At 40.9% G+C, this 15,936-nt stretch carries 18 protein-coding genes and 1 pseudogene; 3 read left to right on the top strand and 16 right to left on the bottom strand.

All coding sequences use genetic code 11. From position 1 onward, the window contains the following. Nucleotides 1–69 precede the first annotated feature (69 nt). Nucleotides 70–354, top strand: a complete 285-nt coding sequence (locus VK080_RS13190; RefSeq protein WP_324225232.1) for a hypothetical protein — start codon at nt 70–72, stop codon at nt 352–354. Nucleotides 355–415: 61 nt separating this feature from the next. Here the strand turns inward: VK080_RS13190 and VK080_RS13185 are convergent, their stop codons facing one another. The 7 genes from VK080_RS13185 to VK080_RS13155 form a co-directional block, all read right to left on the bottom strand. Next, on the bottom strand, nt 416–715 hold the full coding sequence (locus VK080_RS13185) for a hypothetical protein (RefSeq protein WP_324225231.1): 300 nt from the start codon (nt 713–715) through the stop codon (nt 416–418). Further along, nucleotides 715–1,140, bottom strand: coding sequence for a thioesterase family protein (locus VK080_RS13180; RefSeq protein WP_324225230.1), 426 nt, complete (start codon nt 1,138–1,140; stop codon nt 715–717). The genes VK080_RS13185 and VK080_RS13180 overlap by 1 nt, the downstream gene beginning before the upstream one ends. A 223-nt stretch (nt 1,141–1,363) precedes the next feature. Beyond that, on the bottom strand, nt 1,364–1,582 hold the full coding sequence (tlp, locus tag VK080_RS13175) for a small acid-soluble spore protein Tlp (protein ID WP_324225229.1): 219 nt from the start codon (nt 1,580–1,582) through the stop codon (nt 1,364–1,366). A gap of 225 nt (nt 1,583–1,807) precedes the next feature. Beyond that, nucleotides 1,808–1,954: an FbpB family small basic protein gene (locus tag VK080_RS13170; RefSeq protein WP_324225233.1), complete on the bottom strand. Its 147-nt coding sequence runs from the start codon at nt 1,952–1,954 to the stop codon at nt 1,808–1,810. A gap of 91 nt (nt 1,955–2,045) precedes the next feature. Further along, nucleotides 2,046–2,624 (bottom strand): TlpA disulfide reductase family protein, encoded by a 579-nt coding sequence (locus VK080_RS13165; protein ID WP_324225228.1) that lies wholly within the window; start codon nt 2,622–2,624, stop codon nt 2,046–2,048. Between the two features lie 168 nt (nt 2,625–2,792). Next, a complete protein-coding gene (gene acnA, locus VK080_RS13160) occupies nt 2,793–5,510 on the bottom strand; it encodes an aconitate hydratase AcnA (protein ID WP_324225227.1) in 2,718 nt (905 codons plus the stop codon). Between the two features lie 390 nt (nt 5,511–5,900). Beyond that, nucleotides 5,901–7,025 (bottom strand): ATP-binding protein, encoded by a 1,125-nt coding sequence (locus tag VK080_RS13155; RefSeq protein WP_324225226.1) that lies wholly within the window; start codon nt 7,023–7,025, stop codon nt 5,901–5,903. Nucleotides 7,026–7,299: 274 nt separating this feature from the next. On the opposite strand from VK080_RS13155, the gene VK080_RS13150 reads away from it, so the two are divergent. Then, nucleotides 7,300–7,794: a DUF2621 family protein gene (locus VK080_RS13150; protein ID WP_324225225.1), complete on the top strand. Its 495-nt coding sequence runs from the start codon at nt 7,300–7,302 to the stop codon at nt 7,792–7,794. 75 nt (nt 7,795–7,869) lie between these two features. On the opposite strand, the gene VK080_RS13145 is transcribed toward VK080_RS13150, so the two are convergent. The 8 genes from VK080_RS13145 to VK080_RS13110 form a co-directional block, all read right to left on the bottom strand. Next, nucleotides 7,870–8,352 carry a cytochrome c biogenesis protein CcdC gene (locus VK080_RS13145; protein WP_324225224.1) on the bottom strand — a complete coding sequence of 161 codons (483 nt, stop codon included), beginning with the start codon at nt 8,350–8,352 and terminating at the stop codon, nt 7,870–7,872. 179 nt (nt 8,353–8,531) lie between these two features. Next, entirely contained in the window at nt 8,532–8,960 is a 429-nt protein-coding gene (locus VK080_RS13140; RefSeq protein ID WP_324225223.1) for a Na(+)/H(+) antiporter subunit B, read from the bottom strand. An 87-nt stretch (nt 8,961–9,047) separates the two neighbouring features. Further along, a complete protein-coding gene (locus VK080_RS13135) occupies nt 9,048–9,755 on the bottom strand; it encodes a cytochrome c biogenesis CcdA family protein (protein WP_324225222.1) in 708 nt (235 codons plus the stop codon). A 208-nt stretch (nt 9,756–9,963) separates the two neighbouring features. Continuing rightward, nucleotides 9,964–10,188: a YneF family protein gene (locus VK080_RS13130; RefSeq protein ID WP_188631412.1), complete on the bottom strand. Its 225-nt coding sequence runs from the start codon at nt 10,186–10,188 to the stop codon at nt 9,964–9,966. Nucleotides 10,189–10,232: 44 nt separating this feature from the next. Further along, complete coding sequence (gene sirA, locus VK080_RS13125) at nt 10,233–10,697, bottom strand: sporulation inhibitor of replication protein SirA (protein ID WP_324225221.1); 465 nt, start codon at nt 10,695–10,697, stop codon at nt 10,233–10,235. Between the two features lie 136 nt (nt 10,698–10,833). After that, the gene (tkt, locus tag VK080_RS13120) at nt 10,834–12,837 is read right to left on the bottom strand and encodes a transketolase (RefSeq protein ID WP_324225220.1); all 2,004 of its coding nucleotides are present in this window, start codon (nt 12,835–12,837) and stop codon (nt 10,834–10,836) included. A 385-nt stretch (nt 12,838–13,222) separates the two neighbouring features. Further along, on the bottom strand, nt 13,223–13,456 hold the full coding sequence (locus VK080_RS13115) for a DUF896 domain-containing protein (RefSeq protein WP_324225219.1): 234 nt from the start codon (nt 13,454–13,456) through the stop codon (nt 13,223–13,225). Between the two features lie 84 nt (nt 13,457–13,540). Next, complete coding sequence (locus tag VK080_RS13110; protein WP_324225218.1) at nt 13,541–14,179, bottom strand: YneB family resolvase-like protein; 639 nt, start codon at nt 14,177–14,179, stop codon at nt 13,541–13,543. Nucleotides 14,180–14,459: 280 nt separating this feature from the next. On the opposite strand from VK080_RS13110, the gene lexA reads away from it, so the two are divergent. Next, the gene (gene lexA, locus VK080_RS13105) at nt 14,460–15,083 is read left to right on the top strand and encodes a transcriptional repressor LexA (protein ID WP_324225217.1); all 624 of its coding nucleotides are present in this window, start codon (nt 14,460–14,462) and stop codon (nt 15,081–15,083) included. A gap of 393 nt (nt 15,084–15,476) precedes the next feature. Here the strand turns inward: lexA and VK080_RS13100 are convergent. Beyond that, nucleotides 15,477–15,778, bottom strand: a pseudogene (locus tag VK080_RS13100) (hypothetical protein); the annotation flags it as partial. Nucleotides 15,779–15,936: the final 158 nt, after the last annotated feature.

Here is a 15,936-nt window from a genome sequence, read left to right as displayed (position 1 = left end):
CCGTTTTTTGAGAGGGGGTTTAACTCCCCCTTTACATGCGGGTTAACCCGTACCCAGGGAGTGATTAATTTGAATTTACGCATAACACAAGAGGCAGCCAATTGGTATCGAGAAGAATTTGATATGGACGATCAATCCTATTTGCGGTTTTTCGTCAGATATGGATTTGGTGGACAAATACCCGGATTCTCGTTAGCAGTCAGTCATGATGTTCCTGATGATATATATGTTTCAAGCAGTGTTGAAGGGATTACTTTTTTTATTGAAAGTAAAGATGCCTGGTATTTCGATGGTAAAGATTTGACGGTCCAGCTGGATAAACAACATAACGAACCGGCGTTTATCTACAGTTAGAAAAGAGGCGTTTACAGCGCCTTTTTTATATTTCCTGAAATTAGGATTAAGCAAACTCACTTTATAATTTGAACCTGTTTATTTGATCCCACTGCTTTTCTTTTCTTAATATATTAGCCTGTTTCTCTCCGAACAGGTCAAAATGCGGATAATCCCTGTTTAAATCAATCCACGCCGGCTTCAAACCATGACTTCTTCCCCAAGCAGCCAATTTTTCCAAATCATTGCATCCGACTTTGGTTACCGTGTGACAGCCCGGAAAACGGTCATCTAGCCAATAATGGGTTAAAAAACTGATACGGCCGCGTTCAACTTCTGTTTTCCACCGTTTTAATTCATGCCTGTCAATTCCAAAAGCCATTACGATTCTCCGTTCACATGCCGTAAATACGCCTGGTGCCATTCCGGATACGCTTTACGTAATGGTAATGGACGAAATGTTTCCTTATGAACGATGACATGTGTCGTTGTGCCGCTCACAGCTATGTCACCATCTTCCTTAAGGATATGATAGCCATAAACTGTCCGGATACCATCATACTTTTCAATCCATGTTTCAACCACTGCTTTTTCACCATATCGGACTGGTTTTTTAAAACTCACCTGGGCATCGGTTACCGGGGAGACAATGTTGTTCTTTTCCATATCGGTATATGTAAAACCAAGGCTTTCGATGTATTTCGTCCTGCCGATTTCAAACCAGACGAGATAATTTGCATGATAAACAACGCCCATCTGGTCTGTTTCCTGATATCTTACGTCGATCGGTGTGTTTGTTTTATGCAATCCAGCTTCCCCCTACTATATGTTTGTATATAAGCTATTTTATCATATATCTTTTATTAAATTGGAGGATTTGCACACTGTCTGTTTAGAGATTAGCCCCACACCCTTCACCAATTGATTATAGTGAAAGCCTTAGTTTTTATAAAGATCAACCATCATTTTAAACTTTCCGACGTTGCAATGAAAACCTCAAACCATTGTGCAAATGGTTTGAGGCTGGATCCTATTGTCTCGCTTCATCTTTAATTTCTTGGCGCATGCCTTCAATCGCTTCTTCACGGCGTTTATTTTTTGCCTTGATCTTTTCCTTATCCTCCCCAGATGAATGCTTCATCGTTTCATGTGCCTCTTCAATGTTTTGAATGGTATCCTGAACCATCTCCTGAAGTTTCTCGACATTATCACTGCGATCATCTGGTTTAGGTTCGTATTTGTCAGCCATTTTCAGTCTCCTTTGCGAAATTGATGTCACCATGAAAGGTGTATCTAATTAAATTTTTTACTGAAAATCGGATAATATTCAAACCTTCTTTTAACAAAAAATGCTACTTTGCCAAACGAAAACCACGAACCCGCTTTTTTACAGATGAACCAGCTGATTAAAATTTGCAAGCATGCCCTGAGATTTCTAACAAAAACTGTCCGATTTTCAAACGGACAGGGAGTTTTACTCTGCACGTTCTTTATCAGAAGAACGATGCATTTTGTTTTCCATATTCTGTTCAAATCTTTCTAAAAACGACTCATCCTGCAATATTTGTTTACGATTTTCCTGGACAAGTTCATCAAATGAAAGTCGCTTCTTTAGTGAAATGATAACCCACTCCTTTTTTTAAAAAGTTGTTTTAGGAATAGTATTACCATTTCTTTGAAAAATTATCACATATTTAACAAACTGGAGTGATTTACGATAACTTGTTCATCATTTCCACCATATAATCATAGCTCATTGGTCCAAGTTTTGGCGGCTGCTGAACTTTTCCATCCGTTCCGATAAAATAAGTCGTCGGAACGTTATAAACCGAATATTGGTCCTGAATTTCCGAGTTCTTATCCAAGGGGACAGGATACGTATAGCCGTGTTTATCAACATACTCCCGGACATTGTCGATACCTGAATCATTGCCCGTCAGATTAACTGCGACAACATTCACCTGATCGCCATACGCTTCATAAAACTTTTGCATTTCAGGCATCTCTTCTTTGCATGGTAGGCACCATGATGCCCAGAAATTCAATATAACCTTTTCCCCGCGCAAATCAGATAAGCGGAACGTGTCGCCTGAGAGTGTTTCCACCTCAAAGTCGGGTGCAACATTGCCCGTTTCAATCCCCGTTTCGCCTGGGGGTACAATTGCAGCACCTTTCTGATTTTTCATATTTTTATTTGTATTAGTCGTTTCATCTTCGGTATCCATAAAGCTAATAACTGTCAAAACAATCATAACGACAAGCAATCCGATCCCCAGTATGCGTTTAACCATTTGTATTCACCTTACTTTGCGACGTTTTAATTTTATCGTATTGGTAATTCAGGCATATGTAAAGTTAAAGAACGGATTGTCAGAAGTTGTTCACAAATACCAGGGTTTTCTAGCAATTTAAAAACCAATACATCGAAACGTTTCGATGTATTGGCCTTTATTAACAACTTACTGAGTAACACTGTTAGCTGACTCAAGTTTATTCCGCAGCACCATTTGCAGAATACCGCCATGACGGTAGTAGTCAACCTCAACATCACTGTCAAAGCGAGCAACTGCGTAAAATTCAGTTGTATTGCCAACTTCATCAACAGCTGTTACTTTAACACGATCATGTGGTTTTACATTTTCGTCAATTTCCACATTGAATGTTTCTTTACCAGTCAATCCAAGCTTATCGGCAGTTTCACCTTTTTTAAACTGCAGTGGGAGGACACCCATCATAACCAGGTTCGAACGATGGATGCGCTCAAAACTTTCGGCAATAACTGTCTTAATACCCAGCAGGTTTGTACCTTTTGCCGCCCAGTCACGGGAAGAGCCCATTCCATAATCTTTTCCGGCGATTACCATTAACCCTGTACCATCTTCCTGATATTTCATGGCAGCGTCGTAAAATGGCATAACTTCACCGGTTGGCCAGTACGTCGTATAGCCACCTTCTTTGCCCTGTGCCAGAAGATTGCGGATACGGATATTGGCAAATGTACCGCGCATCATAACTTCATGGTTTCCACGGCGGGAACCGTATGAGTTAAAGTTTCTCGGTGATACACCATTTTCTTGCAGATACTGTCCTGCCGGCATATCTTTTGCGATTGCCCCTGCAGGTGAAATATGGTCAGTTGTAACCGAGTCGCCGAACTTACCGATTGTACGGAGGTTATTTAATGGCTTCACAGTCCCGGCTTCTCTTGAAAGCCCTTCGAAAAATGGTGGATTTTGGATATATGTTGATTGACTGTCCCATTCGAATAATGGTTCATCAGTCGTTTGGATTTCATTCCATTTTTCATTGGAATTGAATACACTTTCGTACTCTTTACGGAAAATTTCCGGTTTCACAACGCTTTGGACAGCATTTTTAATTTCGTCCATTGATGGCCAGATATCTTTCAAATAAACCGGTTCACCGTCTGCATCCGTTCCAATAGCATCCTCAGTCAAATTCACATCAACTGTTCCTGCCAGTGCATATGCAACGACCAGTGGAGGTGATGCTAAATAGTTAGCTTTAACGAGCGGATGGATACGTCCTTCAAAGTTACGGTTACCAGACAGTACAGATGAAACCGTTAAATCACTTTCTTCGATTGCCTTTTCAATTTCCGGGCGCAGCGGACCGGAGTTTCCAATACACGTTGTACAGCCGTAGCCTACCAGATTAAAGCCAAGTCGGTTCAAATATTCCTGCAGGCCTGAATCATCCAGATAACGTGTAACGACTTTAGACCCTGGTGCCAATGATGTTTTAACATATTCAGGAACCTTCAAGCCCTTTTCAACAGCTTTTTTCGCAAGCAGTCCGGCACCAAGCATGACATATGGGTTGGACGTGTTGGTACACGATGTAATCGCAGCAATCGCAAGTGCACCTGTTTTCATGACAGATGTTTCACCATTAGGGTGGTTTACGACTGCTTCTTTCTCAAATTCTGACTCATCCAAGCCTAGCCCCTGATTACCGGCTGGTGCTGTGACAGCTTTATTGAATTCTTTTTTCATATCTGATAACGCAATTAAATCCTGCGGGCGCTTAGGTCCGGAAAGATTTGGTTCAAGCTCTGACAAGTTGATTTCGACAAGCTCGGTATATTCAGGGTCTTCCTGATCAGATGAATACCAGAGATTATTTTCTTTACAATACTTTTCAACCAGTGCAATCTGTTCTTCGCTGCGTCCCGTTAACCGGAGATAGTTCAATGACTCATCATCCACAGGAAAGAAGCCACATGTTGCCCCGTATTCAGGCGCCATGTTGGAAATTGTTGCACGGTCGGCAAGCGGCATGTCTTTTAATCCCGGGCCAAAATACTCGACAAATTTTCCGACAACATTTTTCTCACGAAGGACCTGTGTCACTTTTAACGCCAGGTCGGTCGCTGTCGTTCCTTGCGGGAAGCTGCCGGTGAATTTAACGCCAATAACTTCCGGTGCAGGGAAGTAGGACGGCTGGCCGAGCATACCAGCTTCAGCCTCAATACCACCAACACCCCAGCCAAGTACACCTAAACCGTTAATCATCGTCGTATGCGAGTCAGTGCCAACAAGTGTGTCAGGGAACGCATCATAAGTGCCATCTTCGTTTTCAAATCCATGAACAACATTTGCGATATACTCAAGGTTCACCTGGTGGACAATACCCGTTGCAGGCGGAACTGCACGGTAATTTTCAAACGCTTTTTGTGCCCAATGCAAAAATTCATAACGTTCCATATTACGTTCAAATTCCAGTTCCATATTCGCTTTTAGTGCATTAGGTGTGCCATATTGATCCACTTGTACAGAGTGGTCAATAACAAGATCGACCGGTACTTCCGGGTTGATTTTATCAGGCTCGCCGCCCATATCAACCATTGCTTTTCTTAATGATGCGAGGTCAACGACAGCCGGCACACCAGTGAAATCCTGCAAGATAACCCGGGATGGTTTGAAAGGTACATCGGCACCTCCCGCGTTATTTGTGCCCCATTTAGCCAGACTTTCAATATGTTCATCCTTGATCACATGACCGTCTTTTTGACGAATGAGTGATTCCAGGAGAACGCGGATTGAATAAGGCAGACGGGAAATTTTCCCCAGATTGGCATCTTCAAGCGCTTTCAGCTGGTAAAAGTTGTATGTCTTGCCATTCAAATCAAATTGCTTTTTAGCATCAATACCCAATCTGTACTCCTCCCTTTCATTTTTCTTTCAAACAGCATACTGATTTTGACTGATAGACCCGGATTGTTGCCACTTCCGGGCGAGAGCCTAAGTATCATTTGTGCAGCATTTAAACTTCTATTGCTGCCCAAAAATCATCTACGAATCTATCTTATATGAAATGATTCGATAAAACAATTGTTTCATGACTGCTGCTATATATTAATAATTTATTATATCTGATAAGAAATACTTATATATTTCTGATAACAAGCGAACGAATATTTATCCCACATATAACAGACAGTAACCCGCCAAAAACGGCGGATAACTGACCCTGAATGCCCGATTCGGTTCAACTAACATTCAGCGGGGGAAAAGCGCCCCGCTGAATGAAGTTTCACTTTATCATCATGGCTTTGGCAAAATAACTCTGAACGTAGTTCCGATATCTCCATTTTGCACTATTTCAAGTTTTCCTTCATGACGCTCGAGTATTTGCTGTGTTATCATTAGCCCGAGACCGGTTCCATTTTGCTTCGTCGTAAAAAATGGTTCCCCAAGTTTATGTATAACTTCCTCAGGTATTCCGGGACCTTCATCAATAACATCAATTAAAATTTCCTTCTCACGTAAATGGGTTTTAATCTTTATTGAGCCGGAATCATCCATTGCTTCAATGGCATTTTTCACAATGTTGATAAAAACTTGTTTGATTTGGGAGCGGTCACAACTGACGTCCTGACTGATTTTCTGATCCAGCTTAATTTCAATATTCTTTAATTTGGCTTGTGGCCTTAAAAGTGTGACAACATCTTCAATCATTTCAGATAAACTTTCCAATTCCTTATGAGCTGTCATCGGTTTTGAAATAAATAACAATTCTGATGTAATAGCTTCCATTTTTTCAATCTCATCAACCATGATCTTATGATAGGCTTCTTTCCTGTTGACGCCGGCCTGCAGCAGTTGCAAAAATCCCTTCAGCGACGTAAGCGGGTTGCGGATTTCATGGGCTATTCCCGCAGCAAGCTGACCGGCAACTGACATTTTTTCGGATCGGATCATCATTTCTTCAGCTTCTTTTTTATCGGTGATATCCTTTGTAGCGGCGATATAATAATAATTGCCCCTTTCATCCTGGATGGCGCTCACCATGTTTTCTGTCCATACATTCTTGCTGTATACATTCTGAACGTTAATATTAAAAACTTGCTTTGTTTGTTGCGTTGTATCCAGATGCTGTTTTATATATGTAACATCTTCTGAGGGAATCAGTTTATACCACTTTGTTCCGATAAGATCTGAAGCGGTATAGCCAAGTAGTTGTTCCACTGCCTTCGAAACATAAATGAGTGTACCATCTACGTCCCATAAAGTAATGAAGCCGCTCATATGGCGGTCTATCCAACTGAGGATTGAGGAGGGTAATGAAGTTATACTGTAAAATTCCTGAAGTTTGGGGGGATTTGTCGATGTCGAATGTTGTTCATTTTCGTTGATTTCTGCTGATTTTTTGCTGTAATTGTTTGTCATCCTCTTCCCTCCTGTTCATATTTCTCCAATCAGTCATTCATATGACAAAAATAACAAAAATATGCTACGATATTTGTGATATGGTACCTTTAAAGAGATGGTAATTGTATTAAATTATAGTACAATTCATCGACAATGTAAAAAATATTAACAAATAATTCTTGCAAACCGTGAGGAAGCGCATTTGATACTATAATAATAGCTTATTGAATATGAAATTTAAAGGAAAAAATTTCTATTGTCTTATTATAAAGCACAAAAAACAGGTGATAATATGTCAATAATTGACGATATGTTTATCGTTTTATGGGGTTTTTTGCTGATAGGTCTCATGGGGATTGGCGGATTTTTCATGTTCCGCAAGTTTCTTAAGCAGCTGCCAAAAGAAGATGGGAAATCAACAATGGACTGGGAACAATACTATGTAGACAAAACGAAACATATGTGGCGGGAAAACGAAAGATTATTGCTTGAAGAACTTGTTGCGCCTGTACCCGAATTATTCAGGGATGTGGCAAGACAGTCAATAGTCGGGAAAATTGGCGAAGTTGCTTTAAAAAAAGAGGCCGGAATCATAACACAAGAAATATTAATTGAAGGCTATATCCTGGCGACTCCGAAACGGGATCATAAATTTTTAAGGAAAAAACTTAAAGAGAAAGAAATCGATGTAACGCCTTACGAACACCTATTTGAGCTTTCCCGTTATAACTACGCCAAAAACTGGAAGTCCCGTTACGAAAAAAAGATAAAGAAGAATAGTCTTTAACAAAAGCGACGAGCTAAAGTAAAGTGGCAGCTATCCGCATCAAGTTGGATCAGTTGCCACTTTAACATTCGGTTTCTATTGTGTTAATTCTGAGTATTTAAGTTGCTTTTCCAGCTTTTTAAACTTATAGAGCATTGCAAGCCGCCATGATACAATCATGCCAAAAGCAAGCAGGAAAAACATGCCACTTGTTTCTCCAAAGGAAATCGTTGATCCAATCATCAGCTTAATGATAATCCTGATAAATAATAATCCAAACAAAATAAAAATAAATGATTTTGACGGAATTAAATAGATATCGCTATTTTTGATTTCAAACTTGGATGTTTTAATCAAAAATACCGAAAAAATCATACCAATCACTATCGCTTCCAACACCTGGAGCATACTGACCCGAAACACTGGCAATATAAACATAAATGCGCCTGTACTCATAAATAATGGCGGCAACATAATCTTTTTAACGGACGCTGGTTTCTTAGATGCCTTTAACCGTATGAATATCATGGTAACAGCCATAAAAGCTGCAACGATGGTACTTGCTGTCAGCCAAAACATAAACGATCACGCTTCCCCACCTAATTGATCGGTTCAAATCACGCAGAACACGGTTAACCTTTTCAAAAATGATCTTCATCAAAGGATTTGACGAAAAATTCCTGAGCACAAATTTGGTTACCCCGACGGTTACATACTACTGCATCATACCTTATCACCTAAGCATTATCGCCTAAGTATTATGTTTGATCTTCTGCAATCGATAAAATGATGGTAACGGTAACACCCAGTACTGTAAAGTATACGCCAAAATCAAATAACATCGCAGTGGCAAGCTCCAGGTCACCGAAAATTGGAAAATGAAAATGACCATATGTATGTGATAAAAATGGCTGCTGAAACAAGAACGACCCCACGCCTGTTCCCGCTGCAATGAGCAATCCGACAGGAACCAGCAGACGATAATTAATCGGCAAAATTTTGTCCAGCACATTCGCACCGTACGCCATATACATCAGAACGATTGCAGCAGATGTCATTAATCCGCCAATAAAGCCCCCACCGGGTGAATTATGACCCGCAAGCAGCAAATAAATCGAAAAACCCAGCAGGATAAATGCAATCAGCGCCGTCGTTGTCCGAAAAATGAGATCATTAGGTTTGTACATTTCAACCGATGCCCCTTTTCCATAGTTGTCACATCTTACATTCAGTTTATTATAAAACAATGTAAAAATCCAATTCCTACAAATAGCCTAAAAACCAGAAAACCCGAACAAACTTGCTAAAAATGCTGTCAAATCCGTCATCCAGTCAAAGTACAATGCAATCCCCATAAATATCATAATGTAGCCGCCAAGTTTGACAATCATGGTACTGTTGCGTTTGATCCACGTCAGTTTTCCAATAAAAAAGGATAATATGAAAAACGGAATCGAAAATCCCAATATATAGCTGAGCATCATAACCATACCGATATCAGGATTGGTTGCCGCCAATGAAATGACAATCACCAAAATTGGCCCCATACAAGGTGTCCAGCCCAAAGAAAAGGCCAGACCGATGATAAAAGATCCGAAATAACCTGCCGGGCGATTTTTAAATGTTATTTTCCGGTCTTTCATAAGAAATTCAAAATTAAATACGCCGACGATGACAAGGCCGAAAAATACAATTAAAATGGCACCAATCTGCCTGATTATATCCCGGTTTGAATCAAGAAATTCGGAAATAAAGGATGAACCGAATCCAAGCATAATAAATATCAAAGAAAAGCCAACCAGGAAGAAAGTCGTATGCAGCAAGCTTTTTCTTGTCAGCATTTTATTCTCATTTTTTAATTCATTGACACTCATCCCCGTAATATACGAAAGAAATGCCGGATAAAGCGGCAGTACACAGGGTGATATAAATGACAGGAATCCTGCTCCAAACGCTATAAAAATGTTTATTTCTTCCGACATGATAATCCTCCTACACCGATTCCTGACTTCATTTTACCAGAAAACGCATACGAAACCGAACGTGTTTTTGACAATAATACGACAGTTAAAATATGATGGGTATCATATTTTTATAATATTTGCCAAAACAATAAAATACCCCTTCTATTCTGCATTAACAAGGGGTATTTTTTAGAAAAGTTCAATGTTCTATGATGAATGCATTCAATTATTTTCCTTGCTGCTGATTATTCATCGCCCGCATCATCTGATTGATTTTCTTCTGTGATGGCTTCTGCCCCATTTGCATCATCAGTGTACGCAGCATTTGTTCATTGATTGGCGGGTTTTTCTTCAAATAGTTCATCATGTATTTTCTGGCAATAAAAAATCCAAGTGCAACGCCTGCAATCAATGCCAATATTGCTATCAGCACAACCCAAATCACGTCCATTAAAGCTTTCCTCCTTCATGTTGTCTCTCATCCAGTATAGTAAATCAAAGATAAGAATACAATACTTGTCCCATCTCGTCATGTTCCTTTAGCTGAAGAACTGGTGAAATCCAGCCAAAATCATTGGGGCGAGTTCCTACAACGAAAAAGTAGGGCTGGTATGATCGTAAAGCGGGGAAAAGCAGTCCTTCCGCATCATGAATGATATCTCCCCGAAAGTTTATACGTTTCTGCTCGATATGTAAAGAAATCTGACGTGTCCCTTCATGAAGGTGTAAAAAGCCATCCTCATTTTTAATGCTGATATGGGCTGGCTGATGCTTCATGATATGGGCTATAAGCAAATTTTGCGGCATGTCCACAGTGATATACTGGAACTGCTTCTTCAGATCTTCTCTGTTTTGGTAACGGTAGTAACTTTTAATGAACCGGCATAATATGTCACTTCGGTAGTAAAAGAAGTGTGCAAATTCTTCTTTTATCCAATAAATGGCATAATGATTCAACATAATCACTCCTCTTTTACCTTTAATTATACCGATTCTATTTTAAAAGTTTGTCAGACTGCGCAGAAAAGAAGCACTAATTTTGTCGATACAAAAGAAAAGTGACTCTCCCTTTCCGGGAAAAGTCACCTACATCAACTTATTTAAGTAAAGCTTCCACACGTTTAACAATATTCTCGACATTAAAGCCGTATTCCTCAACCACTTTGTTCCCTTTGGCAGATGCACCGAATCGGTCAATACCCAGAACATCGCCCTGATCCCCTGTGTATTTCTCCCAGCCAAACGGAGACGCCATTTCAATTGCGAGTCTTTTCTTGACATTTGGCGGAAGCACTTTATTCTTATAGGCATCATCTTGTTCGTTAAATCTGTCCCAGGATGGCATGCTGATAACGTTAACTTCAATCCCTTTATCGTGCAATGCTTCTTTTGCTTTGACGGCAAGCTGTACTTCTGAGCCTGTAGCCAGTAAAAGCGCATCCGGTGTTTCTTTATCGCCTTCACTGATAACATAAGCACCTTTTTGGACGCCTTCATGTGCATGCTCTTTCGTACCTTCCAGCATCGGAAGCCCCTGTCTTGTCAACACGAGAGCAGTTGGCTTATCGGTTGACTCCAAAGCCAGTCTCCATGCTTCGCGGACTTCATTGCCATCTGCCGGTCTGATGAGTGAAAGACCTGGCATAGCTCTTAGTGAGGCCAGCTGTTCTATTGGTTCATGTGTCGGTCCATCTTCCCCAACGGCTATCGAATCATGGGTGAACACATAAGTCACCGGGTTGTTCATGATGGCGGACAGCCGTAATGCCGGGCGCAGATAGTCGCTGAATACAAAAAATGTTCCGGCATATGGTTTGATGCCACCATGCAACGCCATACCATTTGCTGCAGCCGCCATTGCGAACTCGCGCACACCAAACCAGATATTTTTGCCTGCATAGTTGCTGTGGGAAAAATCTTCTTCGTCTTTAATCGTCGTTTTATTTGACCCCGCCAGATCGGCACTGCCCCCGAACACATATGGCACAGTTTTTGAAACTGCATTCAGAACTTCACCTGACGTGGCACGTGTTGCTTTCGCATCATCCTGTGGGTTATATACAGGAAGATTTTTCTCCCAGTTTTCCGGCAGCTCACCTCGTATGGCATACGCCAATTCATTACCAGCTTCTGGATATTTTTCTTTATAGGTTTCAAATAACCGGTTCCAGTCTTGCTCAGCTTTTGCGCCATTTTCAGCAATTTTTTCCCTGAAATCGGCATAAACTTCTTCAGGCACATAAAAATCGTCATGTTCCCAATTGTAATGCTGTTTTGTCAATTTCACTTCTTCTTCACCAAGTGGCGCACCATGTGAAGCCGCAGATGCCGATTTATTCGGTGAACCATAGCCGATAACGGTTTTTACTTCAATCAATGTAGGCTGATCGGTATTTGCTTTAGCTTTCTTGATAGCCTCACGGATTTCATTCAGATCATTGCCGTCCTCAACACGGATGACCTGCCAGCCATATGCTTTAAAACGCTCCTCGGTGTTATCCGAGAATGCACGATTCAATTCACCATCAAGTGAAATGTCATTTGAGTCGTATAGTGCAATCAGCTTGCCAAGTTTCAGATGACCGGCAAGTGATGCTGATTCATGAGAGATTCCCTCCATTAGATCACCATCGCTTACAAGTGCATACGTATAGTGATCAATAATGGAAATATCGTCTTTGTTATATGTTGCAGCAAGATGCGCCTCAGCCATCGCCATTCCGACTGACATGGCGATACCTTGTCCAAGCGGGCCAGTTGTTGCCTCAACACCGTCAGTATGGTGCACTTCCGGATGCCCCGGTGTTCTTGAATTCCACTGACGGAATGACTTCAGGTCGTTAATGGTTACATCATAGCCTGACAAATGCAATAGCCCATATAAAAGCATGGAGCCATGACCGGCCGACAAAACGAAGCGATCCCGGTTAAACCATTTGGAATTTTCCGGATTATGGGTCATAAAATCAGTCCATAATGTGTACGCCATTGGTGCAGCCCCCATAGGAAGACCGGGATGACCGGAGTTTGCGTTTTCTATCGCATCAATTGCCAATGTTCTGATGGTGTTAATGGATAGTTGTTCAATTGATTCTGACAAAACGATACCCCTTTCCTTTATTAGCATTGATTCATGTCCTTCTTAATTCTATAATGAAAAAGTTGCGGTAACAAGTCATAGCCTGTTTAAGAGGTTGTTCAAAAAGTCCTGTAAAAATGACGCGTCGAGGTAGAGGACCTTCGACTAAACATCGACATGTCCTGTGTCGAACGTCGAAGTCACCACATCCTGTGGGAGCCCGCTCCTCTAAACTGCGCCGCCTCGAACTTCTCGGTCCTTTTTATCCAGCATGTAATGACCGGTAACCCGTCAAAAAACGGCGGCTAACTGACCTTAAATGCCCGATTCGGTTCAACTAACATTCAGCGGAGAAAATCGTTCCGCTGAATAAAATGTCACTTTATCGTCCTTTTGCACACACACTTTAATGCTTCTTGTTTCTGTCCTGCAGATCACGCACTTTTTGAGGGGTGACATCATTGCCTTCCGGATCCTTGACGGTCATTGACTTTAATTGATTCTTGAAAGACTTGCGGACATTTTGCAAGTACTCCTGCCTGAGATTTTTTTGTTCCGCTTGCTCCTTCACGGTTAAACCTTCTTCTTTTGACTTTTTTGCCAATTGATTTATGCGATTAAGTTTTTCTTTCGAGATCATACTTGAAACCTCCCGGAAATCAATAAGGGCAAGAACAATATGGCTGTTCCTGCCCTCTCATACTACACGTCAAATGCTTTATATTCAAGTGTCGAGGTACTGCTGATACCTGCGATGTACCGTCGCTTTTGATACTGAGTACCCCAATCCATTCAGTGTATCAGCAATTTCTCTGAACGTCATGTTTTTTTGCCGCAGACGGACCACTTCTTCAACCGGAAATGACTTTCGTTCTTTTCCGGGAGCTTTATCACGATTTGACAGATTTTTGCTTGGATCAAACCCATTATCAACTGCCTTTTTCATGCCACGTTTAATTTTGGCATTATGAATCTGACGTTGATATTCTTCTACAATACCGACTATCTGAAGCACCATCGAGTCTGCTTCTGAGAGTTCCAGCTCCCCATTATGAAAGCTCGTGTAGATGCTTACGTCCAATTTACGCAATTGATGAAATAAAGCAATTTTTGTATTGCCCCGTCCCATCCTTGTTTCATCCTGAATAAGTAAACAGTCCGCCCTTTTTTCGGAAAAGTAATCCAACATCCGGAAAATTCCGTCCCGGTTTATGTCATACCCACTTGCCTGTTCTTCAATACAGTCCACAACTGTAAAACGATAATTTCCGGCAAGTTTCATCAGTTCTTCTTTCTGTCTTTGCAATGACGTTTCCTGAATTTTTTTGTCAGTGCTGACCCGGCAATAGATAATGGCTCTCAACTTAATGTCCCCTTCATATTATCCGCTGGTAACCATTGAAATATATAGAAATACAAGTGCAGATGCAAAGGCTATTAAATAGAATATATCCGTTTTCGTGATTCTTTCAAACATATTTACCATCCTTTCCATATGATAAAAAAGAACCTTTGTTCGAATCTACTTATTATTATATACGAACAAACGATCTTGTCAACAGTTTTTCGAACGAATGTTTGCTTAATTCGGATAAACATGCTATACTGACTTCAATAAATATTATGTGCGAGGTGTTTGATTAATGACGAAACTTTCAAAGCGGCAGGAAGCAATTCTCGACTATATTAAAGAACAAGTGAACGAAAAAGGATATCCGCCGTCGGTCCGGGAAATTGCAGTGGCAGTAGGACTTGCCTCCAGTTCGACCGTTCATGGCCATTTGGCACGGCTGGAAAGTAAGGGTTTTATTAGACGCGATCCCACGAAGCCAAGAGCAATAGAAGTTTTAGATCAGTCAGAAGAAAGCCATATTCCGAGGGAAGAACCACGATATGCTCCTGTTATTGGTAAGGTGACAGCCGGCATTCCAATTACCGCGGTGGAAAATATCGAAGAATTTGTTCCATTACCAAGCTCGGTCACAGGAACTGATGATACCCTGTTTGTGCTTGTCATTGAAGGCGAAAGCATGATCGAAGCTGGCATATTGGATGGTGATAAGGTCATCGTTAAACAGCAAAATACAGCCCAAAATGGTGATATTGTTGTAGCCATGACCGAAGAAGATGAAGCCACTGTGAAGCGATTTTTCAAAGAAAAGGATCATATCCGTCTGCAGCCGGAAAACGCAACAATGGAACCGCTCATTTATCAGAATGTGACGATTTTAGGCAAAGTAATCGGCCTATATCGTCATATTGAGTGATGGTTCAACTAATTTCTGAGATAAGTGCCAACCGCACACCAGTACTGCAGTATACTGAAATGATTCCCGGATTATCGTTTCGCAAAAAAGACTTCCGTCATCTTAATGATGACAGAAGCCTTTTTTGCTTTTAATATCGATATAAAACGTTAATAGGTTGTCAGGTATTGCTCCCGCTCCCACGGATGAACGGTTGTGCGGAATCTACTCCCTGTTATTTTATGCTGTTTAATTAAATCAAAAACAGCTTACTAACAGGGTTTTGTTATATTCTCTTTTTCAACATGAATTGTATGATTTTATTTTTTCGTGGGTGATACGTGGGCGTGTTCGTGGGTGCCCATTTTAAAAATGTGGTCACAAAAACCAGAGGAATTAGGTTGTCTCTTTACTCTAACATAAAACGAGCTGCAACAAATGTAGCTCTTTTGCTAGACTCCTCTCTCTATACACGTACAGGTCTTGAACCAAGTCAAGAAGGCCCTTTCCTATATATATTTCTTCGGTGCAAGAAATGTAACGGTAACACCCCCAGGATTTCGACCGATTTCTATAGCCCCATTAATGGTTGCCCGGTTCATCACTTCCGGAACCGTAATATCGAATAAATTTGCAGCTCTTTACATTCCATTTGCTGTGGCGTCATTAAGCGTTGCACCGGTTCCGACCGAAATAAGATACGATTCCTCGAGCTCTATTGATTGTAGAAAAATAAATAGGGACTGCTGAACGATTTTCAAGCAGCCCATTTTAGTTCTACAGAAATCCCAAAAAAGCGTTGGAAAAAATAATAAAAAAGAAGGCGGAGTCTGCGCTCCAGGTTCATTACCAGCAGTTGTATGGAAATGACCGT

Origin of the sequence: Lentibacillus sp. (assembly GCF_035301925.1) — a bacterium.
Taxonomy (GTDB): Bacteria; Bacillota; Bacilli; order Bacillales; family Amphibacillaceae; genus Lentibacillus.
This window is presented reverse-complemented; position numbering and strand designations above follow the sequence as displayed.

What these genes read in the sequence shown, in the direction of transcription:
- VK080_RS13185 (WP_324225231.1), bottom strand. Translation starts at nt 715, where the DNA reads ATGGCTTTTGGAATTGACAGGCATGAATTAAAACGGTGGAAAACAGAA.
- tlp (WP_324225229.1), bottom strand. Translation starts at nt 1,582, where the DNA reads ATGGCTGACAAATACGAACCTAAACCAGATGATCGCAGTGATAATGTC.
- VK080_RS13165 (WP_324225228.1), bottom strand. Translation starts at nt 2,624, where the DNA reads ATGGTTAAACGCATACTGGGGATCGGATTGCTTGTCGTTATGATTGTT.
- VK080_RS13155 (WP_324225226.1), bottom strand. Translation starts at nt 7,025, where the DNA reads ATGACAAACAATTACAGCAAAAAATCAGCAGAAATCAACGAAAATGAA.
- VK080_RS13150 (WP_324225225.1), top strand. Translation starts at nt 7,300, where the DNA reads ATGTCAATAATTGACGATATGTTTATCGTTTTATGGGGTTTTTTGCTG.
- VK080_RS13145 (WP_324225224.1), bottom strand. Translation starts at nt 8,352, where the DNA reads ATGTTTTGGCTGACAGCAAGTACCATCGTTGCAGCTTTTATGGCTGTT.
- VK080_RS13140 (WP_324225223.1), bottom strand. Translation starts at nt 8,960, where the DNA reads ATGTACAAACCTAATGATCTCATTTTTCGGACAACGACGGCGCTGATT.
- VK080_RS13135 (WP_324225222.1), bottom strand. Translation starts at nt 9,755, where the DNA reads ATGTCGGAAGAAATAAACATTTTTATAGCGTTTGGAGCAGGATTCCTG.
- VK080_RS13130 (WP_188631412.1), bottom strand. Translation starts at nt 10,188, where the DNA reads ATGGACGTGATTTGGGTTGTGCTGATAGCAATATTGGCATTGATTGCA.
- sirA (WP_324225221.1), bottom strand. Translation starts at nt 10,697, where the DNA reads ATGTTGAATCATTATGCCATTTATTGGATAAAAGAAGAATTTGCACAC.
- VK080_RS13115 (WP_324225219.1), bottom strand. Translation starts at nt 13,456, where the DNA reads ATGATCTCGAAAGAAAAACTTAATCGCATAAATCAATTGGCAAAAAAG.
- lexA (WP_324225217.1), top strand. Translation starts at nt 14,460, where the DNA reads ATGACGAAACTTTCAAAGCGGCAGGAAGCAATTCTCGACTATATTAAA.